Raw genomic sequence first — 19,666 nt, forward strand, 5'->3', positions numbered from 1 at the left:
GGGTTGCGATGCATCTCGCAATTTCCTAATCCGGAGACGAACCACGGCTCGAATCAAGCACGCCGCCCTCATGTCGCCAGCCCCCATGGAGCACGCCGACGGCCTGCCGCAGCCGCAGCGGGGCCAAGCGGTCCTGACCATTGCGCTCGGCATCATCATGGCAGTGGTCGACAGCGCCATCGCCAACGTCGCGCTGCCGACGATCGCGGCCGACCTCGACGCGAGCCCGGCGTTCTCGATCTGGATCGTCAACGGCTACCAGCTCGCGATCACGATCTCGCTGCTGCCGCTGGCTTCGCTCGGCGAGATCGTCGGTTATCGCCGCGTCTATCTGGTCGGGCTGGTGCTGTTCACGCTTGCCTCCGCATTCTGCGCGCTGGCGCACACGCTGCCGCTGCTCACGATTGCACGCATCGTGCAGGGCTTCGGCGCGGCCGGAATCATGAGCGTCAACGCAGCGCTGGTGCGTTTCACTTACCCCCGCAGCCAGCTCGGCCGCGGCATCGGGCTCAACGCTCTCGTCGTCGCCTTCTCGGCCGCGGTCGGCCCGACGCTCGCAGCCGGTATCCTGGCGTTCGGCAGCTGGCCCTGGCTGTTCGCCATCAACGTCCCGCTCGGCGTGGTGACATTGGTGCTGGGCCTGCGCAGCCTGCCGCACACCAGGCCTGCGAGCCATTCCTTCGACTGGCAGAGCGCGGGGCTGTCCGCGATCACTTTCGGCGTCGGCATCGCGGCCGTCGATAGCGTCGGTCATGGCGAAGCGGCGATCACCTGCCTCGTGCAGTTCGCCGTAGCGCTCGTCGCCGGCGCATTGCTGATCTACCGCGAGACCCACATGGCCTCGCCGCTGCTGCCGATCGACCTATTGCGTATCCCGGTGTTCGCGCTGTCGATTGCAACCTCGATCGCCTCGTTCTGCGGGCAGATGCTGGCCTTCGTTGCGATCCCCTTCTACCTCCAGAGCCGCTTCGGCTATTCGGCGGTCCATATGGGCCTCTTGATCACGCCATGGCCGATCGCGGTGGCGTTCGCAGCCCCCCTCGCCGGCCGCCTGGTCGAGCATTATCCGGCCGGCCTGCTCGGCGGCATTGGCCTCACGCTGTTCGCCTGCGGCCTCGCTGCGCTCGCTTTGCTGCCGGCGGCGCCGACGCCGCTCGACGTGATCTGGCGGATGGCGCTGGCCGGCGCCGGCTTTGGCCTGTTCCAGACCCCCAACAACCGGACCATGATCGCGGCGGCCCCGCGCGAGCGTGCCGGCGGCGCCAGCGGCATGCTGGGCACGGCGCGGCTGCTTGGGCAGACCACCGGCGCAGCGCTGGTCGCGCTGTTCCTCGGCCGCTATCCGATCGAGGGAACCAGGATCGCGTTGCTGACAGGCGTCGGCTTTGCGCTCTGCGGCGCGGCGCTGAGCATGTTGCGGCTGTCGCCCGCGGGCGCGCGCGGCGCCGAGCATGTTCGGGTGCAGGACGACCAGCGCCTGCGCGGCGAATAGCGCGTGACCATTTGGGAAGGCCGATTTCGGCTGGGTCCGCCCCTCCTCACATCTTCACCATCTCGGTGCGATATTTCGGCAGCAGTGCTGCGATCAGCTTGCCTTTCTCGGCCATCTCTTCCGGAGTCGGCTTCGGCGGTGGCGACGTGCGGCCTTCGACGGGAAAGCCAACCGCCAGGAAGAATTCGTCCTGTCCCGCTGGCGTGCACATGCAGAGCATACGGGCCATCTTGCCGGACACGTTCTTGAACGCGTGCGGCGCGTTGGCCGGAACGTTGACGGTCGACCCCGCACTTACGGTGTGGGACTTACCGCGAAAGGTGAATTCAAGTTCGCCTTCGAGCAGCGTGAACATTTCCTCGAAATCGTGGCGGTGCGGCGGGGGCCCGCCGCCGGCGGGCACCAGCATGTCGACCAGGCAATAGCGTCCTGCGGTCTGCGCGCCTGACACCAGGACCGTGTAGGTGCCGCCGGCCACGGAGATATGCGGCACGTCAGCGCCGTCGGGATTGGCGACCCTCAGGGCGCGTGCGGGATCGTCGGCGGGGATCGAGGAAGCTGACGACGAGTTTGCAGAAGGCGTGTTGGTCATGTCGGATCTTCTTGCTTATATTTGACTGCCAATAAGAAAGGCCGGCTTCTCAGCCGGCCTTTTCAATTCATCGCGTGCGGATCAAGCCTTGACCAGCGGGCTCTTGGTCGGCCCCTTCGAGCCGCCGGGGCCACCTGGCTTGGACTTGCCCGGCGGGCGCTTGCGGGCTCCCGGGAGCTTCTCCTGCTTCGGCGTGACCGGCCCCTCGACGAACTCGAAGCCGATCTTGTCCTTGGTCTCGTCGGCCTCGTCCTTGACCAGGACGACGCGGACATGGCCACCACCCTTGAGTTTGCCGAACAGCACCTCGTCGGCCAACGGCTTCTTGATGTGCTCCTGGATCACGCGAGCCATCGGACGTGCGCCCATCTGCTCGTCGTAACCATGCTTCACCAGCCAGGTCTTGGCGGGGTCGGACAGTTCGATGGTGACATCGCGATCGCCGAGTTGCGCTTCGAGCTGAAGCACGAACTTCTCGACCACCGTACCGATCACCTCGACACTGAGATGGCCGAACGACACGACGGCATCGAGACGGTTGCGGAATTCCGGCGCGAACTGCCGGTTGATCGCCTCGTGGTCGTCGCCTTCCCGCTTCGAGCGCGTGAAGCCGAACGCCTGCTTGGCGAGATCGGACGCGCCCGCATTCGTGGTCATGATCAGGATCACGTTGCGGAAGTTGACCTGCTTGCCGTTGTGGTCGGTGAGCCGGCCGTGATCCATGATCTGGAGCAGCACGTTGTAGAGATCGGGATGCGCCTTCTCGATCTCGTCCAGCAGCACCACGCAATGCGGATGCTGGTCGACGCCGTCAGTGAGCAAGCCGCCCTGATCGAAGCCGACATAGCCGGGGGGCGCGCCGATCAGGCGCGACACCGTGTGCCGCTCCATGTATTCGGACATGTCGAAGCGCAACAGCTCGACGCCGAGCGACGCCGCGAGCTGTTTCGCGACCTCGGTCTTGCCGACGCCGGTCGGACCAGAGAACAGATAGCAGCCGATCGGCTTCTCCGGCTCGCGCAGGCCGGCACGCGCCAGCTTGATCGAAGCGGCGAGCGACTCGATCGCCTTGTCCTGACCAAACACGGTGCGCTTCAGGGTCTGCTCGAGATGCTTGAGCACCTCGGCATCGTCCTTCGACACGCTCTTCGGCGGGATCCGCGCCATCGAGGCGATCGTCGTCTCGATCTCCTTGATGCCGATGGTCTTCTTGCGCTTGTTCTCGGCGACCAGCATCTGCGCCGCGCCGGATTCGTCGATCACGTCGATCGCCTTATCCGGCAGCTTGCGGTCGTGGATGTAGCGCGAAGAGAGCTGCACCGCAGCCTCGATCGCCTCGTTGGTGTATTTCAGCCGGTGGTAGTCTTCGAAGTACGGCTTGAGGCCCTTGAGGATCGCGATCGCGTCCTCGACCGTCGGCTCGTTGACGTCGATCTTCTGGAAGCGCCGCACCAGCGCGCGGTCCTTCTCGAAGTGCTGGCGGTATTCCTTGTAGGTGGTCGAGCCCATGCAGCGGATGGTGCCGGAAGCGAGCGCGGGCTTGAGCAGATTCGAGGCATCCATCGCCCCGCCCGACGTCGCGCCCGCACCGATCACGGTGTGGATCTCGTCGATGAACAGGATGGCATTGGGATGCGCCTCGAGCTCCTTCAGCACCTGCTTCAGGCGTTCCTCGAAGTCGCCGCGATAGCGCGTACCGGCGAGCAGCGTGCCCATGTCGAGCGAGAACACGGTCGCAGCCGCCAGCACCTCCGGCACCTCGCTGTCGACGATGCGCTTAGCCAGGCCCTCCGCGATCGCGGTCTTGCCGACGCCGGCCTCGCCCACGAACAGCGGATTGTTCTTCTGCCGGCGGCACAGCACCTGGATCGCGCGGTTGATCTCGGAATTGCGTCCGATCACCGGATCGATCTTGCCATCCCGCGCCTTCTTGTTGAGGTTGACGCAATAGGTCTCGAGCGCCTCGCCCTTCTTCTTGGCGTCCTCGCTGCCCTTGGTCTCCGTCTCCTCGTCGACGCCGCGCACCGGCCGCGCCTCGGAGACGCCCGGCCGCTTGGCGATGCCGTGGCTAATGTAGTTGACGGCGTCGTAGCGCGTCATGTCCTGCTCCTGCAGGAAATACGCGGCATGACTCTCGCGCTCGGCAAAGATCGCGATCAGCACGTTGGCGCCGGTCACCTCTTCGCGACCGGACGACTGCACGTGGATCACCGCGCGCTGGATCACGCGCTGGAAGCCTGCGGTCGGCTTGGCGTCGTCGGCGCCGTCCGTCACCAGGTTCTCGAATTCGGTCTCGAGATAATTGACGAGGCTCGTACGGAGCTTGTCGAGGTCGACGCTACAGGCGCGCATGACGGCGGCTGCATCGGAGTCGTCGATCAGGGAGAGCAAAAGATGCTCGAGCGTCGCGTATTGGTGATGACGCTCGTTTGCGATCGCCAGTGCACGATGCAGGGATTGTTCAAGGCTTTGGGAAAAAGTCGGCATTCGCGTCCTCTATGGCCCCCACCATCATGATCGCCATCGCCCGGTCAGGCAACAACAACCTTTGTCACATATAGTTATACAAGATCGCGGCGAAAGACCGGTTCCGCGACTCAGGCGGCTGCACAGCTGAGGTATTTTTCGATGCAAAACCCGTTCCGGTTTGGGCACGATCGGCACCGGTCCGAAATTCCGTAGTTTTGCCGTCTGCAACGAACATCGCGCGCAGACATCACGCGGCAATCACACTGCGGCATGCACAAGCCGGCTTCGAACGCGCCGTAACGTGTCGAGACTTACTTCTTTTCCATCACGCATTGCAGCGGATGCTGGTGCTTGCGAGCGAAATCCATCACCTGCGTCACCTTGGTCTCGGCGATCTCGTAGGTGAACACGCCGCACTCCCCGATCCCGTGATGATGAACGTGCAGCATGATCTTGGTTGCAGCCTCGGCGTCCTTCTGGAAGAATTTCTCCAGCACATGAACGACGAATTCCATCGGCGTGTAGTCGTCGTTCAGGATCAGCACACGGTACAGGTTCGGCCGTTTGGTCTTCGGCTTGACCTTGGTGATGACGGACGTGTTTGGCGCGGAGGGACCGCCGGAACGGTTCTCGTCGTTGCTCATCAGGGCAGCGTGGGCGGCGGCGGCCGCGGACGGATCTGGTCTGGAAGACAGTTGCGGCATGGCTCAGGCGTTCAAATTCCCCACGGAAGCGTATGACGGTTTGCCGCGCAGCCCCGGCTTTTGGAGCTTCGCACAGGCGCACCGCCTTGTTGGATCGCCGCTTCCAGCCGGTCCGGTCCAAGCCGGATCGGCCTCACCGAATATGGGCCTGCCCCCGGCTCGCCGCAAGCGTACGACAGCTCGGCCGATGCGGCCATGGCGGTCCCGATTCCCGGTCCGGGCGATCCTTGCCAAGGTTAATCAATCCGGACTGATTTGACAAAAGCTTCCGCCCCGCCCGTTTAGAAGATGTTGACCAGGAACCCGGCCGGCAACGTGGCTGCGGCTGTTTCGCGCGGGCTATCTCCGGTTTTCTACGGACCGATTTACCCTGCGTTCAACGGCGTGGCGCGAAAACGGGCAAAGTCACAGATTTCCGGGAATCGTCATGTCTCGCCTGCCATTCGTCAGCCGTATTGGTCGACACCTCGCCCGGTTTGCAGCGGCCGAACAAGGCAATATCGCCGTGATCTTCGCCATCGCGCTGCTCCCGGTTTTAGGCTTCGTCGGAGCTGCAATCGATTACAGCCGCGCGGCCCAAGCTCGTTCCGCAATGCAGGCGGCCCTCGATTCGACCTCGCTGATGGTCTCCAAGGATCTGTCGTCCGGCACCATCACGACGTCGCAGATCAGCATCAAGGCGCAGGCTTATTTCAACGCCCTGTTCACCGCCACCAACGCCCTGCCGTCGGTCAGCATCGCGGCCACTTACAACGCAAGCACCAGCATGGGCTCCACCATCCAGGTCACCGGCGCCGGCACCTACACGACCACCTTCATGAAGGTCGCGGGCTTCCCGACACTCGACGTCGGCGCCAATTCCACCAGCGCCTGGGGCCTGGTGCGCATGCGCGTGGCCTTGGTGCTCGACAACACGGGGTCGATGGCCGACGACGGCAAGATGGCGGCGATGCAGACCGCCGCGAAGAGCCTGGTCGACCAGCTCAGCCCGCTCTCCAAGACCGATGGCGACGTCTACATCTCGATTGTTCCGTTTGCCAAGGACGTCAACGTCGGCGCCAGCAACTACAGCAAGTACTGGGTCGATTTCAGCGATTGGGACGCGGCCCGCGCCACCAGGTTCGCCAACCACAACGCATGGACGGGATGCGTGGTCGACCGCGACCAGGACTACGACACGAAGAACACGACGCCCACGAGCGGCAACGCGGGAACACAGTTCCCGGCCGAACAGTACTCCTACTGCGACCCCGGCAGTTCGTCCTATCTGCAGCCAATCATGCCGCTGAGCTACGACTGGAGCTTACTCAAGAGCCGGATCGACGCCATGAAGCCCACCGGCAACACCAACCAGGGCATTGGCCTCGCCTGGGGCTGGATGACGCTGTCGGCTGGCGATCCCATGAACGCGCCGGCCAAGGACCCCAACTACACCTACAAGGATGCGATCGTGCTGCTCTCCGACGGTCTCAATACGCAGAACCGCTGGTACAGCAACGCCTGGCAAATCGACGCGCGGCAGAAGAAGCTGTGCGACAACGCCAAGGCGGCGAACATCACGATCTATACGGTGCAGGTGAACACCGGCAGCGATCCGGCGTCCAGCGTGCTGCAATATTGCGCGAGCGGCACCGACAAGTTTTATCTGGTGACGAAGGCAGATCAGACCGTCTCGGTGTTCAAGGACATCGGCACGTCGTTGTCCAAGCTGCGCGTCGCGCGCTGAGATCGACACGCCACGACAAACAAAAAAGCCCGACTGCTTCAGCCGGGCTTTTGATTCCAGGACGTCAGGAAACGTTAGCTGGCGGCCGGAGTGAACTTCGACACGATGGTCTCGACCGGCTTGAAGGCCTGCTTGGCGAGGTCGCTGTAAAGGCCGGCGATCTTCTGCGATTCCGCGACGAAGGACTCGTAGGCGGAACGGGCGAATTCGGTCTGCGCTTCGACGGCCTTGTCCAGCGACTTCACGCCGGAAAGCTTCTCGACGAAGGACTTGGTGTCTTCGAACGACTTCTTGGTGTAGTCGCCATAGGCGCTGGCGATCGCCTGAAGGCCGTGCTGCATCGAGGTCGCGGAGGCGACGTACTGCTCGAAGTGCTCTTTCCCGTAGCCTTGAAAGTCTTCAACCTTGAACATTCGGAATCCTTTTCCCTAGCTCTCGTCGGGAAGCCCCGGCTCCCTGACCCTGCTTACAATTAGTGCAGCGCACAAAAAAGTCAAGAATTTTGTGCGACGCACAAAAATAAGGACAAGTTCGCACCAATTCCCGGGTTTTCCCGCAAGGGTTCCTTAAGCTTTTGGAAACCGCAGCGCCCTACTTTGATTCCCTGGACGTGTTCAGCTTCCACAAACGGCCAAAAGCCGTTGGAGAACATCACCTTAGCCAGAATAGCGGCTCAGGCCCAACGTCCCCGCAGCGAACACCTGCGGAAGGACAGCCTGAGCAGGTAATGATCCCGGGTCCCATGGGCACAATTTCGCCTCACGAGCCGGTGATCAAGTCAGAAACGGGGACGGGGTTTCATGCTTCGTAAAAACTTGTCTTCCTCGCGCTTGGCGCGGGTTGGCGTTTTTGGGCTTCTTGCGGTCACCAGTGCGGTCATCTTCACCACAGATGCTGCCGAGGCGCGGCGCCACCGTCGTCACTACGCGCACCACCGCGTGCAGCGCGATGTGTCCGAGAGTTCCAGCCCGAAATTCGCGTCGATCATCGTCGACGGCAATTCCGGGTCCGTGCTTCAGGCAACGAGTCCCGACGGGATCCGCCACCCGGCCTCGCTGACCAAGATCATGACGCTCTATCTGCTGTTCGAGCGCCTCGAGTCCGGGAAGTTGAAGCTCGACACCGAGATGCCGGTGTCGCAGCACGCCGCCGATCAGGATCCGACCAAGTTGAACCTGCGTGCCGGCCAGACCATTCGCGTCGAGGACGCAATCAAGGGTCTCGTCACCCGCTCCGCCAACGACGCAGCCGTTGTGATCGCGGAAGCGATTGGCGGCGACGAGGACGACTTCGCCCAGATGATGACGCGCAAGGCGCGTTCGCTCGGTATGTCCAGGACGGTTTACCGCAACGCCAACGGTCTTCCCAACGACGAGCAGGTCACGACCGCGCGCGACCAGGCCACGCTCGGCCGCGCCATCCAGGAGCGCTTCCCACGCTACTATCGCTATTTCGCGACCTCGACGTTCAACTGGCGCGGACAGTCGATCCGGAACCACAATCATCTGCTCGGGAATGTCGAGGGCGTGGACGGCATCAAGACCGGCTACACCCGCGCCTCCGGCTTCAATCTCGTGACCTCGATGCGCCGCGGCAACCGCCACCTGATCGGCGTCGTGCTGGGCGGCCGCAGCGGCGGCTCGCGCGACGCCATCATGCGCAACCTGCTCGCGGAGAACCTCGATAAGGCCGCGACCACCCATACCGTCGCCGCGGTCACCGAGCGCAACGGCTCCGACGCCGCTGCCGAAGTCGCTGATGCGTCGGATACCCCGGCACGCTCCGCTCCGCAGGTTCAGGCTGCCCCTGCTCCCGAAGCAGCCCCGTCGCGTCTCGCCGCGCGCCTGTCGACGCTTGCGGCTGCGACTGCCGCGGTGCCGCCGGCTCAGCCCAGATCTGAAGCCAACAAGCCTGAAGTTCGGTCGACTGAATCCAAGATCGAGCCTGCGCCGCTCACCAATGGCGTGATCTCGAGCCAGCCCCTCTCGATCATCCCCGGCTCGTCCGAGCCGATGAAGCCGGTCCGGGTCAAGACCGTGCAGGTCAAGGCCGGCACCGTGAAGGTCGCCTCTGCCGCCCCGGCTCAGATCGCACCGCAGGTCACGAGCACGATCGCGTCCCGCTCCGACGTCGCCGAAACCTCCGGCGCCGTCGTGGCCCGGGCAGACCTCATCAACAAGCCCGAGGTTGCCAGCCAACCGGAGGCGCCGAAGGCCGAGATCGCCCGTACCGAGCTGCCGCGTCAGCCGGCGGGCTTCGGCACCGGCAATGGCATCCTCGGCGTATTGCCGGCCGCCGCCGCCGCCGCACCCGCCCCGGCTGCTACGAAGCTTGCGTCAGCCGACCCGGCGCTGCAGCCGGTCCAGATGAGCACCACCGCGAAGCCGGTCGTCACCCACAGCGGCTGGATCGTCCAGGTCGGCGCGCTCGAGAGCGAGAACGAAGCCCAGCAGCGAATCGACGCGGCGCGCAGCTCGGCTCGCGGCCTGCTCAGCAAGGCCGATCCGTTCACCGAGCCAGTCGTCGCGAAAGACAATCGCAAGCTCTACCGCGCCCGCTTCGCCGGGCTCGACCGCGAGCAGGCGGAAGCCGTCTGCCGCACCCTGAAGCGTGCCGATATCTCCTGCATGACCGTCCGCAACTGATCTTTTCGCGCCGTTCCAATCAAAATGCCCGCGCCTTGCGCGGGCATTTTCATTTTCGGGATACGGTGGCCGACGAGGCTGTTCCACGACAACCTCTCGTCAAGGATTTACGGTTAAAACTTTACGCAAGGGATCGACCACGCCGACAATGGCGGGCATCGGGGCGACGGCAAACAGAGCAAGCGGGGCTCACACGGGACGAGCGTTTGTAGCGTGGTGCCGGAGTTAGCCGTTATGCGTGCGAAGCAGAGTATCCTTGGCCTCGTTTACCCGGGCAGCGAGATACGTCGAGCCCCCCTGGTCGGGATGCAGTTTCTTCATCAGGGACTTGTGAGCCCGGCTGATGTCGTCACGGCCCGCCCCCGGCTGCAGGCCAAGGATCTGATAGGCCTCCTCCGTCGTCATTTTGCCGGTCGCCACCGTGCGGCGCTGCCCCCCTGCCGCGTCGCCCTGCGCGTTCTGACGCCAAGCGGGAAACCGGCGGTCCAGATAGCTTTCAAGTAGGGCCACGCTCTCGGCGTCGAACGCCGGGACCATTGCCAGCAGGGCCGCGAGATCGAACTCATCGAGATCGCGCCCGGCGTGAGGCCCGGCGACGATCCGGCCTCCGAGCTGGCCGGAATCGTGATCGAGCCGCATATCCAGAAATTGCGAGCGCACGCGCGACGCCTGACCGGCCGGGCGCGTCGCGCCGGCGCCGAACAGCCCGCCGATATTGCCGAAGCCGGCGTTTGCCATCGGTGTCCAGCCCAGGAGCCCGGCGCCGAATATCCCGAGCGGGATCGCCACCACCAGTTCGCCCTTCAATCCCGTGAACGCTGCGACAGCCAGCGCGACCACGCCGCCACCGAACCTGATCGCGCGTGCCAGCACGGCCGGATTGGCCGAACGGAACATCTGGAGCAGCAGATAAAGGGTGATAACAGCGATAGCACCGGCAATCAGGGTCATGGCCTGAATATAGTCGGCCTATCGCCAAAAAGCATCGAGTCCTTGGCCCCGCAGACCGCTGCAGCGCTACTTCATCTGGCCGATCAGCCTGGCCGCGCCACTGGCGGTCTTCGCCAACTGCAACAGCGCCTCGCGTCCGCCGGCCGCGTAGGCGGCGGCTGCGCGCAACAGCTCGCGCAACTGCGCCGCCGCGCCCGGATCGAACCGGCACCAGGCGCCGCCGGTCAGGCGCGCGATCTCGCGAAAGGCCTGCTCGGCCACCGCGTCATGGCCTTCCTGAAATACGAACACAGGCACCTTGAGCATGCCGAGCTCGCCGGCCTTGGCGCAGAGTTCGTCGACGTTCTCTTCCATGGCGTCGCCGACGAAGACGACGGCGCGCACGCCGGATGCGACCGCCTCGCGCCGCGCCTCGCTCAGCACCTTGCCGATCTGGGTGTCGCCGCCACGGCAATCGATCTTGCCCATCAGCGTCGCCAGCCTGGCGCTGTCGGAGATCCATCCCGTGGCGCGGCACTCGTTGAAGCCGCGATAGTAGACGAGCCGGATGTCGAGACTGCCGAGCGCGGCGGTCTCACGGAACATGTCAGCCTGAAGCGCACAGGCCATGTCCCAAGTCGGCTGCCGGCTCATCGTCGCATCCAGCGCGAAGATCAGCCGCCCTTTCGCACCGGGCGCATGCGGTGACAGCGCGCGTGCGTTGGCGACGAAGGCGGCGATGTCCTCCGAGGTCGAGGTCCCCGCCTGCGGCACAGCCCTGCCTGGTTGCGTCGAGACGGCATCGCGGCCGCGCGGTTTGATGGGTTCGCCCGACATTTCTTGACCTTAGCGTGAACGGCTAATGTGGTCAGCGCATGCCGCCCGGTCAATGTGCAAAGCCCCCGCAGGCGGAAGCCGGCGGAGGGCTTTGATAATCGGTATCGACGACCAGGACGGCGTCAGCTCTTGGCAGGCGCCATCAAAGCGACCGGCCCGGGCTCGAGAATCTTGGGCGGGGACGATTGGGTGTCGACCGGCGCCACTTCGCTGTCGGTCGCGCTCAGGAACTTGTCGAGCATGCCCTGGATCGAATTCTTGGCCGCGTCCGGACCGGTGTCGCGCATATCGTTGTGCTGGAATTCGGTCTTCACGACCTGGATACCGGCCTTCTCGCATTCCTCGTCGGTCGGGATCACGCCCGCATCGGCCTTGAACTGCGGATCGGTGGAGCGGAACGACAGGATCTTGAACTTGCCGGCAGTGACGAAGGGCACGCGAAGATTGTCGAGCGTGACGACCTTCTTGACCTCATCCGGATACTGCTTGGCGAAATACATCGTGATGTCGCCGCCCATGGAGTGGCCGACCATCGTCACCTTTTCGTAGTCGGCGTTGGGCTGAACCTTCTTCATCTCCTGCATGGCGAGATGGATGTTGGCGACGCCGCGCAGGATCTGCGGCAGCCGGCCGACATAGATCTCACCGGGCTTGGTCACCATCGGAGGATCGGTCGGCAAATCATGCTGCGGGCTGACGACGAGATAGCCGCGCGCGGCGAAAATATTGGCGAGGAAGCCGTACTCGGTGTTCTTGACAGTGTTGCCGTGGTTGATCACGGCGACCGGCATCGTGATCATGCCGGCGTTGGCCTGCATTTCCTTGTCACGACGGATCGCGATATCGACGGGCACCGCACGGTTGTCGCGCGAGGCATCGTAGAAGGTGATGGTCTCGTGCCTGATTGCCCACTTGCTCGCCGTGAAATAGGCGACGCCGCAGAGGGCACTGACCGAAACCAGAACGGCAATTCCACGCTTCATTTTCGTCCTCAGCCTCAGGCTCTTGCGGCCTGAATCCCTGTTGAAAATCGTGTTCTTCCGGAGCTCTTCGGCCCCTGGTCGCCTATTCCCTAATATATGTCACAGCCGCGTGACAGGAAGGCTAAATATTGTGAACTGGCAGCCCTTTCATTGTGCGGCGCACACGTTTGTTGGGCACCTCGCTCTCATACGGCTACGTCAGGGTGCACGTCACCTTCCGACGCAACCTGTCTCGATCGGGTTCAATTTTGCAGTAAACGCGGGGTGAAAACTGTTGAGCGCGGGCTGGGTTCCCACGGGAGACCGGCCGCTTTGATCGACCGGAAGTAGCGATATACCGCCGCCTCAGGCGCCGAGGATGTCGTGGACCTCGAGCGGCTTGTCTACCTGGTTGAACCACTCGGCACGGTTGGCGGCGCGGCGGCGTCCGCGCTCATCGAGCGGAAGCTTGAGCTGGCGGAGCAGGCTCGTCACCTCCTCCCGCGCGGTGAGATGGCCGAGATTGGGTCGCATGCCGAGGGTGGCCTCGTCGATCTCGTCCAGCGCGGTCAGGCCGCGCGGGAAGAACTCGCGATAGACGACGCGTTCGGCGAAGCCGTCGACGTAGCGGAAGCCCAGCCGCATCGACAAATCCTTCAACCCCTCGGCAACCAGCTGCTTGTTGCGGGAGCCGAGCATCGACAGGCGGTTGCGCACGACGATCCAGTCGGTGGTCGCGCCGTCGAGCTGGCGGCGCTTGCGCCTGACATCCCGCACCATCTCGGCGTAGTGGCTCTCGCCCGTCACCGCGTAATTGGCGGGGTCAACGGTGCCGAGCACATCGAAATCGAGGAAGCTGTCGTTGATCGGGGTCACCAGCGTGTCGGCCATCGAGTGCGCAAGCCGCATCAGGTAGCTGTCGGTGCCGGGCGTATCGATGACGATGAAGTCGAAGCTGCTCTCGACCGCCGAGACCGCCTCCATGAACTGAAGGAACTCCGAATTCTCGTTCTCGGCGACCTGCATGGTCTCGCCGAGCTTGATGCAGCGATGCAGCGGCAGTTCGAGGTCGAGCTTGGTGCGGCGCGCCCAGGCGGAACGGTTGTTGATGTAGTGAGTAAAGCTCTGCTGACGGCAGTCGAGGTCGATGGTGGCGACGCGCTGGCCGGCTTTCAGAAGCGCGACTGCGATGTGCAGGGCGGTCGTCGACTTGCCGGAGCCGCCCTTCTCATTGCCGAGCACGACCACATGCGCCGAGCCGGACTGGCCTTGGCTAGCTTGCACAAGCATCGCGATCCTCAACACCCCTGACGAATATCTTCGAGTTGGCCGCGTCTGCGGTCAAGTGAAATGCGTGACAGGCAATACAAATCGCGGCGCGCCGACCTTCATCATGAATCGCCGCGCCGCTTCGCGTCTGTGATCCAACCCACAATGTCGCGACCTCTTACGCGGCTTTGCGCGGGATGCTGTGCCGCATCCGGATGCGTGGCGTCCATGGTCGCCGCTTGTTAAGGTTAGCCCGCCGGGCGCCGGGACGCGCCCGCCGATTCCCCAACTCCGTCGAGTTCTGATGTCACGCAGCCCCTTGATCGCCCGCACGGTCCCCACCTTGCGACGCGCCGTCGACAATCTTCGCAAGCGAAAGGCCACGATCGCGCTGGTCCCGACCATGGGAGCGCTCCATGACGGCCATGTGTCGCTGGTGCGCCTGGCCAGGCGGCGCGCGAGCCGCGTCGTGGTGTCGATCTTCGTCAACCCGACCCAGTTCGCTCCGACCGAGGATTTTGGCGCCTATCCGCGAACCTGGAAGGCCGATCTCGCCAAGCTGGCCGCCGAGGACGTCGATATCGTCTGGCATCCCGGCGCCGAGGCCATGTATCCGGAGGGCTTTGCCACCCGCATCGTGCCGGAGGGACCAGCGCTGGCCGGCCTCGAGGACCGCTTCCGCCCGCATTTCTTCGGCGGCGTCGCCACCGTCGTCGGCAAGCTGTTCACGCAGTGCCGGCCGGATGTCGCGATCTTCGGCGAGAAGGATTTTCAGCAGTTGCGGGTGGTGGCGCAGATGGCCCGCGACCTCGACCTCGGCGTCAAGGTGATCGGTTCCCGCACCGTGCGCGAGCGCGACGGGCTCGCGATGTCCTCGCGCAACGTCTACCTGTCACCACAGGAGCGGCAGACCGCGACCACGCTGTACCGCGCCATGAAGGACAGCGCCGGGCGCATCCGCGTCGGCGAAGAGGTCGCAGCCGCAATGGCACGCGGTGCCGCGATGATCACGGCGGCCGGCTTTGAGCTCGACTATTTCGAGGTGCGCCATGCAGCGACCCTGGCGCCTGTCATCTCGCGCAAGGACGGCCCCTTGCGCATCCTGGTCGCGGCCAAGCTCGGCACGACCCGGCTGATCGACAATATCGCGGTGTAACCGCCAAGGTTGATCTTGCACCTTTGCTCGCCCGGAGGGATGATCGGCACGAGGAAGCGAGCCGACTGGCGGGGCATGTCATCCATCAGCGCGAGGATCGTGAGCTGCGTGCTGGCGCTCGTTGCAGCAGGCGCCGTACAGGCCCAGCAGCGTCCGCCGATCGGCGCCTTCGGCTCGCCGCCCGACGCCATGATCTTCTACGTCGCCCATGGCCCGGCCGATGCCTGCGGGCCCGGGTGTTCCGACTGGATTGCCGCGGAAGGGGCTGTGCAGTGGGATAGCTACAAGCGGCTGATCGCGATCCTCGACCGTCAGGCCGGGCGCAAGCTACCTGTCGTGATCCATAGCTGGGGCGTATCCAATCTCAAGGTCGCAAGCAGCCTCGGCCGCATCCTGCGCGACCGCGGCCTCGACGCCACTGCCGGTACGACCGAGGTCACAGCCTGCGCCGGGAAGCCGGACGCCGAATGCTTTACGCTGAAGCGGCCGGGCGGACCGCTCGATGCAAGATTGTCGGCGTCGAATCTGATTTGCGATTTTGCCTGCGTGCTCGCGCTGGCGGGCGGCGTGCATCGCAGCCTGCCGCCGGGCACGAAGGTTGTGCTGGGCAGCCGCTCCGTCCGTAACCGGCTCGCGCCCAACATCCCGGCTGAGCAGCGCGAGAGCCTCACGGAGTATTTTGGCGAGCAACACCGGAAATATCTGAACGAGATGGGCATTGCGCCCGATCTCGTCGACATCGTGGATGGCATCGGCGAAGGCGGGCGCCCCGTCGTCATACCGCCGTCCGACTGGGCGCGGCTGCACATCGTGACGCCGTCGCAGTGACGCCTCGCAGTGACGCCTTGGGAGTAGCGGACTACAACAACCCGAGATCGCGCAGCTCGCGCCGCATCGGCTCCGGCATCGCCGCGATCGAGCCGGCCGCGGACTTACCGAGATCGGGCGGCACCGAATCGTCGGCGAGATAGCGCCAGCCCTGGAACGGGCGCATCGGCCGCGGCGACACCGCGATCACCTTCGGCTGCATCACGATCCGGCAGCGCCCGATGCCGTCCTTGTCGCGGAACGGCTCGATGCCGATGATCTTTTCGCGCGCGGCGACCTCGCCCTTGATCACCCAATAGAGCGACCCGCCCGACAGGATCTCGGCGTCGCGCTTGGGCACCATGCGGGTGATGTGGATGTGATGCTGCGGCAGACCCTTCTTCTTGGCGGTCTGCATCCGTTCGGCAGTCCACTCCTTCAATTCCTTGACGGATTCGCAGCCGACGGCGAGCTTGATCAGATGTAGTGGCATGCCCCCAGCATTAGCCGGGCAGCCACGCATTTGGAATGCCGATCTACTCGTTATCCGCAGCCGGGGGAGCCGCGGGCGGCGGCGTGAGCGGAACCGGTGCTGCCGCCGGCGCCCGCGCAGCCTTCGGCGCAGGCGGCTTCTTCGCGGCGGGAGCCGCGGTCTGTGCCGAGGCCGCTGCCGGGACGCGCGGAGCCGGCGCGGCCGCTGCGTTCGCTGTGGGCGACGCCTGGCGCGTCGGCGGCTCCGGATTCATGATGCTGACCGGCGGCGTCGACGAGGCACTCGGGAACTCCGCATTGGTCGGCTTGCCCGTCGGCATCGACGGCGGCAGTCCGGCAAGCGCGGCAGTGGCCGGCAACGATTGCGCCGTTGCAGGCGCATTCCAGGTCGGCGCGTAGCGCGCGACCAGCGTGTCGTAGAGATGGGAATCCATGTTGGCGGCGACCTGCTGCTGGTCGGTCAGCGAGCGGAATGCTGCGCAGTCGAACTGCGTGCAGCCGTCGCGCGCGACCAGCACCTGCGCGACCAGGCCGTAGCGATCACGCTCCAGCGATTTGCGCAGCACCTTGATGTCGGGCGTCAGGCTCCTCTCCGCGGTCGCGGCATCGCCGAGCGCCGTCAGCCGGTCGATCCTGGCCGCGGTCGTGGAGACGGCCGCAGCCGCCGCGTCAGGCGCGCCGAACAGCGCCTTCTCGCAGCCAATGGCCACGGCTTCGCCGGCGAGCTCGTCGAGACAGGACAGCGCCGGCAGGCTCGCAGTCATCGCGGCCTGCGCGCGCGCCTCGGTCGGCGTGGTCTGCCCCGCCGGTCCATCGACGCGCACCACGGCAGCCAAGGCGATGGCAATGGCGAGTAGTGCAACAACGGTCAGCGCACCGTTGGCGACCGATCGCTCGGCGCGCAGCAGCGTGACCAGGAGGATCAGTCCGAAGAAGCCGGCAGCCGCCAGCATCATCCACATTGGAAACGCCGGCGAGCGCCAGATTTGGTCGAGCGACGAGGCCCATGCCCAGTTCATGCGCGACGTCCCCTCACGCGAGCAGAGAGCGAATGGTCAAAGCGAGCACCGAGAGTCGGCTGCTGCCCCCGGCCCACCTTTTGAAGGTGAAGCGGGCCTTTTGACGGCGGCAGAATACAATTCCCCGGGACGCGCCAATGCGCGGATAGCGGCGGCCTTCAGGACAGCGCGAGCTGGCTTTCCTTGGCGACGCGTTCGAAGGCTTCGGTCGAGCTCTTGATCCGGTACTGACAGTCGTCACCATCGGTCGGCAGGAGGCGGATGACCTCATACGAGCCGCTGGCAGCGGGGCGTGCGACATTGCTGGCGGTGAACAATACGCGCGCGCCAATAGGGAATTTGTGCTTCAACACCCTCTCCATCACTCAAACAACGCCTGCCACGCCCATGGTCCCACTGCGTCGGCCGGCCGGAAACCCGGCCGTGGTATAGCATGCGGCGGGCGTTTTTGGCCAGCAGTATGCAACATGGCAAACGTGCGAATTTTGCAGTTATTTCAGAGTGATGCCGCCAGCCGATGATACCGCTGGAACCGGTTTTTCAGGCGGTATGGGGCAAACGGCCGTCGGGGCTGGCGTGATCCACCGCCTTGGGCAGTTCCTGGGCCAGAATCTGGCCCAGCTGGTCGACCGGGATGTTGTAGCGGGCAGCCAATTGGCGGACGATATCGCTGCCGAGAACGCCGCGGAGCTGGTCGGCCGAGATCGGCAGGTTCTGGCCTTTGCCGAGCCAGGATTTGACCTGGTCACCGAACCCCGCCTGCTGGAGCTTTGCGACGATCGCGCCGAGACCGCCTTGATTGTTGCTGCCGAGCACCTCGCTCAGCACGTCGGGCAACACGGCTGCGCCGAGCTGGCCGAGCGCGCTACGCAGCGCCGGATTGTTCTCCAGCGAGTCCAGGATTCCCATGATGTCCCCTCTCCTTGCCCCTAGCTCCACGATTGAGCGCCGCCATGCACCATGCCGTCAAGCCGCGCTCAATCACATTCGCGACTACACGTTCTCGAACTTTTCGATGATGAGCGTTTCGGCGAGCGCGTCCCGGGTCCATTCCTGGAACGCCGGCAGCGCCAGCATCGTGTCCATGTAGGCCCGGGTCTCCGGCGTGACCTCGATTGCGTAGGTGCGGAAGCGGTGCACGACCGGGGCATACATTGCATCCGCTGCGCCGAAGCGCCCGAACAGGAACGGTCCATTGGCGCCATACCGGGTCCGGCATTCGCGCCAGATCTCCTGCACGCGCGCGATATTGGCCTCGGCGTCTGCCGACAGCGTCATGGGGCGCACCGGGCGGTGCAGGTTCATGCCGCATTCGTTGCGAAGGGCCATGAAGCCGGAATGCATCTCGGCGCACACCGAACGGGCATGGGCGCGGGCGGCGGCGGCGTCCGGCCACAACTTCACTTCCGGGTAGCGCTCGGCAAGGTATTCGATGATGCTGAGCGAATCCCACACCGTGATGTCGCCGTCGACCAGCACCGGCACCTTGCCGGCGCGGCTGAACGAGATGATCTGCTCCTTGTCCGCGGGATTGTCGGTGTAGAGCGGGATGAGGGTCTCAACGAACGGGATGTCGTTGGCGCGGAGCGCGAGCCAGGGCCGCATCGACCATGACGAGTAATTCTTGTTGCCGATTGCGAGTTTCAGCGCAGCCATGTCATCAGTCCTTCCCGATACGCTTGAAGCGAGCCGCTTTTAACGCCATCGCCTGCCGCCAATCAATCGTTGCTGCACCTCGCCATGCGTGGCAAGCGTTGCGATCCTCGCCAGGAGACAGACATGAGCAGGCATTGGGTCGACATCACCGCCGTCGGCTTCTTCATCATCGAGTGGCTGGTCTACGCGCTGACGCTGGAGCATTCGGCCTATGGCCGGGACAGCCTGTCGGCGCGCATGAACCGCTACCGCGAAGTGTGGGTGCGCCGGCTGCTCGACCGCGACGCGCGCATGGTCGACATGCAGATCATGGCCTCGCTGCAGAACGGCACCGCCTTCTTCGCCTCCACCAGCCTGATCGCGCTCGGCGGCGCGTTGGCGCTGCTGCACGCGACCAACGACGCGATCACGATCTTGAGCAAGCTGCCGATCGATCTCAGCACCTCGCCGGCGATGTGGGAGCTGAAATGCGTCGGCCTTGTCCTGATCTGCGTCTACGCCTTCTTCAAATTCGCCTGGTCGTACCGCCTGTTCAACTATGTCGCGATCCTGTTCGGCGGCATGCCGGCGGCCTCGCAGCGTGACACGCCGGAGGCCGAAGCCCATGTGATCCGCACCTCGCGCCTGTTCGAATCCGCCGGCCGCCACTTCAACCGCGGCCAGCGCGCCTTCTTCTTCGCACTCGGCTATCTCGGCTGGTTCGTCAGCCCCTGGCTGTTGTTCGTGACCACGGCCGCCGTGGTGATCGTGACCTGGCGGCGGCAATTCGCCTCGAGCGCGTGGGAGGCCATGGCGCCGGAGGTGGTGGATGGCGAGGAGACGAGGCGCGGTCGTTGACGCGCTTGTGTCCCGGACGCGCTGCAGCGCTCTTGCGCTGCGTCCGGGGTACGAGGGCGGAGTGTGGCGGACA

The 19,666-nt window shown here is 64.7% G+C and carries 19 protein-coding genes; 6 read left to right on the forward strand and 13 right to left on the reverse strand.

Annotation, left to right across the window (positions count from 1 at the left end):
- Positions 1-70 precede the first annotated feature (70 nt).
- The gene (locus tag IVB45_RS21700; RefSeq protein ID WP_051462700.1) at positions 71-1,492 is read left to right on the forward strand and encodes an MFS transporter; all 1,422 of its coding nucleotides are present in this window, start codon (positions 71-73) and stop codon (positions 1,490-1,492) included.
- Between the two features lie 46 nt (positions 1,493-1,538).
- Here the strand turns inward: IVB45_RS21700 and IVB45_RS21705 are convergent, their stop codons facing one another.
- The 3 genes from IVB45_RS21705 to clpS form a co-directional block, all read right to left on the reverse strand.
- Positions 1,539-2,084 carry a cupin domain-containing protein gene (locus tag IVB45_RS21705; RefSeq protein WP_027567353.1) on the reverse strand — a complete coding sequence of 182 codons (546 nt, stop codon included), beginning with the start codon at positions 2,082-2,084 and terminating at the stop codon, positions 1,539-1,541.
- A gap of 81 nt (positions 2,085-2,165) precedes the next feature.
- Positions 2,166-4,571, reverse strand: a complete 2,406-nt coding sequence (clpA, locus tag IVB45_RS21710) for an ATP-dependent Clp protease ATP-binding subunit ClpA (RefSeq protein WP_018455181.1) — start codon at positions 4,569-4,571, stop codon at positions 2,166-2,168.
- A gap of 293 nt (positions 4,572-4,864) precedes the next feature.
- On the reverse strand, positions 4,865-5,197 hold the full coding sequence (gene clpS, locus IVB45_RS21715; protein WP_018455182.1) for an ATP-dependent Clp protease adapter ClpS: 333 nt from the start codon (positions 5,195-5,197) through the stop codon (positions 4,865-4,867).
- Positions 5,198-5,684: 487 nt separating this feature from the next.
- Here clpS and IVB45_RS21720 point away from each other — a divergent pair, with 487 nt between their 5' ends.
- Positions 5,685-6,983 carry a pilus assembly protein gene (locus IVB45_RS21720; RefSeq protein WP_247361689.1) on the forward strand — a complete coding sequence of 433 codons (1,299 nt, stop codon included), beginning with the start codon at positions 5,685-5,687 and terminating at the stop codon, positions 6,981-6,983.
- Between the two features lie 74 nt (positions 6,984-7,057).
- Here the strand turns inward: IVB45_RS21720 and IVB45_RS21725 are convergent, their stop codons facing one another.
- Complete coding sequence (locus IVB45_RS21725; RefSeq protein ID WP_007603238.1) at positions 7,058-7,396, reverse strand: phasin family protein; 339 nt, start codon at positions 7,394-7,396, stop codon at positions 7,058-7,060.
- Positions 7,397-7,783: 387 nt separating this feature from the next.
- On the opposite strand from IVB45_RS21725, the gene IVB45_RS21730 reads away from it, so the two are divergent.
- Positions 7,784-9,628, forward strand: coding sequence for a D-alanyl-D-alanine carboxypeptidase (locus IVB45_RS21730; protein WP_247361691.1), 1,845 nt, complete (start codon positions 7,784-7,786; stop codon positions 9,626-9,628).
- 225 nt (positions 9,629-9,853) lie between these two features.
- Here the strand turns inward: IVB45_RS21730 and IVB45_RS21735 are convergent, their stop codons facing one another.
- The 4 genes from IVB45_RS21735 to IVB45_RS21750 all read right to left on the reverse strand — a co-directional run bounded on the left by IVB45_RS21735 (position 9,854) and on the right by IVB45_RS21750 (position 13,647).
- Positions 9,854-10,579, reverse strand: a complete 726-nt coding sequence (locus IVB45_RS21735) for a DnaJ domain-containing protein (RefSeq protein ID WP_027567356.1) — start codon at positions 10,577-10,579, stop codon at positions 9,854-9,856.
- Positions 10,580-10,645: 66 nt separating this feature from the next.
- Positions 10,646-11,395 (reverse strand): VWA domain-containing protein, encoded by a 750-nt coding sequence (locus IVB45_RS21740; protein WP_247361693.1) that lies wholly within the window; start codon positions 11,393-11,395, stop codon positions 10,646-10,648.
- 122 nt (positions 11,396-11,517) lie between these two features.
- Positions 11,518-12,378, reverse strand: coding sequence for an alpha/beta fold hydrolase (locus IVB45_RS21745; RefSeq protein ID WP_007603233.1), 861 nt, complete (start codon positions 12,376-12,378; stop codon positions 11,518-11,520).
- A gap of 345 nt (positions 12,379-12,723) precedes the next feature.
- Entirely contained in the window at positions 12,724-13,647 is a 924-nt protein-coding gene (locus IVB45_RS21750; RefSeq protein WP_027567358.1) for a division plane positioning ATPase MipZ, read from the reverse strand.
- A gap of 283 nt (positions 13,648-13,930) precedes the next feature.
- On the opposite strand from IVB45_RS21750, the gene panC reads away from it, so the two are divergent.
- On the forward strand, positions 13,931-14,782 hold the full coding sequence (panC, locus tag IVB45_RS21755; protein ID WP_247361696.1) for a pantoate--beta-alanine ligase: 852 nt from the start codon (positions 13,931-13,933) through the stop codon (positions 14,780-14,782).
- Between the two features lie 75 nt (positions 14,783-14,857).
- Positions 14,858-15,610, forward strand: a complete 753-nt coding sequence (locus IVB45_RS21760; RefSeq protein ID WP_247361698.1) for a hypothetical protein — start codon at positions 14,858-14,860, stop codon at positions 15,608-15,610.
- A 31-nt stretch (positions 15,611-15,641) separates the two neighbouring features.
- On the opposite strand, the gene IVB45_RS21765 is transcribed toward IVB45_RS21760, so the two are convergent.
- From IVB45_RS21765 to IVB45_RS21785, 5 genes are all read right to left on the reverse strand, one after another.
- Complete coding sequence (locus IVB45_RS21765; RefSeq protein ID WP_027567361.1) at positions 15,642-16,082, reverse strand: DUF1489 domain-containing protein; 441 nt, start codon at positions 16,080-16,082, stop codon at positions 15,642-15,644.
- 43 nt (positions 16,083-16,125) lie between these two features.
- On the reverse strand, positions 16,126-17,100 hold the full coding sequence (locus IVB45_RS21770; RefSeq protein WP_247361700.1) for a hypothetical protein: 975 nt from the start codon (positions 17,098-17,100) through the stop codon (positions 16,126-16,128).
- Between the two features lie 158 nt (positions 17,101-17,258).
- On the reverse strand, positions 17,259-17,462 hold the full coding sequence (locus tag IVB45_RS21775) for a hypothetical protein (protein WP_007611353.1): 204 nt from the start codon (positions 17,460-17,462) through the stop codon (positions 17,259-17,261).
- Between the two features lie 178 nt (positions 17,463-17,640).
- The gene (locus IVB45_RS21780) at positions 17,641-18,009 is read right to left on the reverse strand and encodes a YidB family protein (protein ID WP_247361701.1); all 369 of its coding nucleotides are present in this window, start codon (positions 18,007-18,009) and stop codon (positions 17,641-17,643) included.
- Positions 18,010-18,093: 84 nt separating this feature from the next.
- Positions 18,094-18,756: a glutathione S-transferase family protein gene (locus IVB45_RS21785; RefSeq protein WP_247361703.1), complete on the reverse strand. Its 663-nt coding sequence runs from the start codon at positions 18,754-18,756 to the stop codon at positions 18,094-18,096.
- Positions 18,757-18,879: 123 nt separating this feature from the next.
- Here IVB45_RS21785 and IVB45_RS21790 point away from each other — a divergent pair, with 123 nt between their 5' ends.
- Positions 18,880-19,593, forward strand: coding sequence for a DUF599 domain-containing protein (locus tag IVB45_RS21790; RefSeq protein ID WP_247286889.1), 714 nt, complete (start codon positions 18,880-18,882; stop codon positions 19,591-19,593).
- Positions 19,594-19,666: the final 73 nt, after the last annotated feature.

It is taken from the genome of Bradyrhizobium sp. 4 (assembly GCF_023100905.1).
Classification (GTDB): Bacteria; Pseudomonadota; Alphaproteobacteria; order Rhizobiales; family Xanthobacteraceae; genus Bradyrhizobium.

What these genes read in the sequence shown, in the direction of transcription:
- IVB45_RS21700 (WP_051462700.1), top strand. Translation starts at nt 71, where the DNA reads ATGTCGCCAGCCCCCATGGAGCACGCCGACGGCCTGCCGCAGCCGCAG.
- IVB45_RS21705 (WP_027567353.1), bottom strand. Translation starts at nt 2,084, where the DNA reads ATGACCAACACGCCTTCTGCAAACTCGTCGTCAGCTTCCTCGATCCCC.
- clpA (WP_018455181.1), bottom strand. Translation starts at nt 4,571, where the DNA reads ATGCCGACTTTTTCCCAAAGCCTTGAACAATCCCTGCATCGTGCACTG.
- clpS (WP_018455182.1), bottom strand. Translation starts at nt 5,197, where the DNA reads ATGAGCAACGACGAGAACCGTTCCGGCGGTCCCTCCGCGCCAAACACG.
- IVB45_RS21720 (WP_247361689.1), top strand. Translation starts at nt 5,685, where the DNA reads ATGTCTCGCCTGCCATTCGTCAGCCGTATTGGTCGACACCTCGCCCGG.
- IVB45_RS21725 (WP_007603238.1), bottom strand. Translation starts at nt 7,396, where the DNA reads ATGTTCAAGGTTGAAGACTTTCAAGGCTACGGGAAAGAGCACTTCGAG.
- IVB45_RS21730 (WP_247361691.1), top strand. Translation starts at nt 7,784, where the DNA reads ATGCTTCGTAAAAACTTGTCTTCCTCGCGCTTGGCGCGGGTTGGCGTT.
- IVB45_RS21735 (WP_027567356.1), bottom strand. Translation starts at nt 10,579, where the DNA reads ATGACCCTGATTGCCGGTGCTATCGCTGTTATCACCCTTTATCTGCTG.
- IVB45_RS21740 (WP_247361693.1), bottom strand. Translation starts at nt 11,395, where the DNA reads ATGTCGGGCGAACCCATCAAACCGCGCGGCCGCGATGCCGTCTCGACG.
- IVB45_RS21745 (WP_007603233.1), bottom strand. Translation starts at nt 12,378, where the DNA reads ATGAAGCGTGGAATTGCCGTTCTGGTTTCGGTCAGTGCCCTCTGCGGC.
- IVB45_RS21750 (WP_027567358.1), bottom strand. Translation starts at nt 13,647, where the DNA reads ATGCTTGTGCAAGCTAGCCAAGGCCAGTCCGGCTCGGCGCATGTGGTC.
- panC (WP_247361696.1), top strand. Translation starts at nt 13,931, where the DNA reads ATGTCACGCAGCCCCTTGATCGCCCGCACGGTCCCCACCTTGCGACGC.
- IVB45_RS21760 (WP_247361698.1), top strand. Translation starts at nt 14,858, where the DNA reads ATGTCATCCATCAGCGCGAGGATCGTGAGCTGCGTGCTGGCGCTCGTT.
- IVB45_RS21765 (WP_027567361.1), bottom strand. Translation starts at nt 16,082, where the DNA reads ATGCCACTACATCTGATCAAGCTCGCCGTCGGCTGCGAATCCGTCAAG.
- IVB45_RS21770 (WP_247361700.1), bottom strand. Translation starts at nt 17,100, where the DNA reads ATGAACTGGGCATGGGCCTCGTCGCTCGACCAAATCTGGCGCTCGCCG.
- IVB45_RS21775 (WP_007611353.1), bottom strand. Translation starts at nt 17,462, where the DNA reads ATGGAGAGGGTGTTGAAGCACAAATTCCCTATTGGCGCGCGCGTATTG.
- IVB45_RS21780 (WP_247361701.1), bottom strand. Translation starts at nt 18,009, where the DNA reads ATGGGAATCCTGGACTCGCTGGAGAACAATCCGGCGCTGCGTAGCGCG.
- IVB45_RS21785 (WP_247361703.1), bottom strand. Translation starts at nt 18,756, where the DNA reads ATGGCTGCGCTGAAACTCGCAATCGGCAACAAGAATTACTCGTCATGG.
- IVB45_RS21790 (WP_247286889.1), top strand. Translation starts at nt 18,880, where the DNA reads ATGAGCAGGCATTGGGTCGACATCACCGCCGTCGGCTTCTTCATCATC.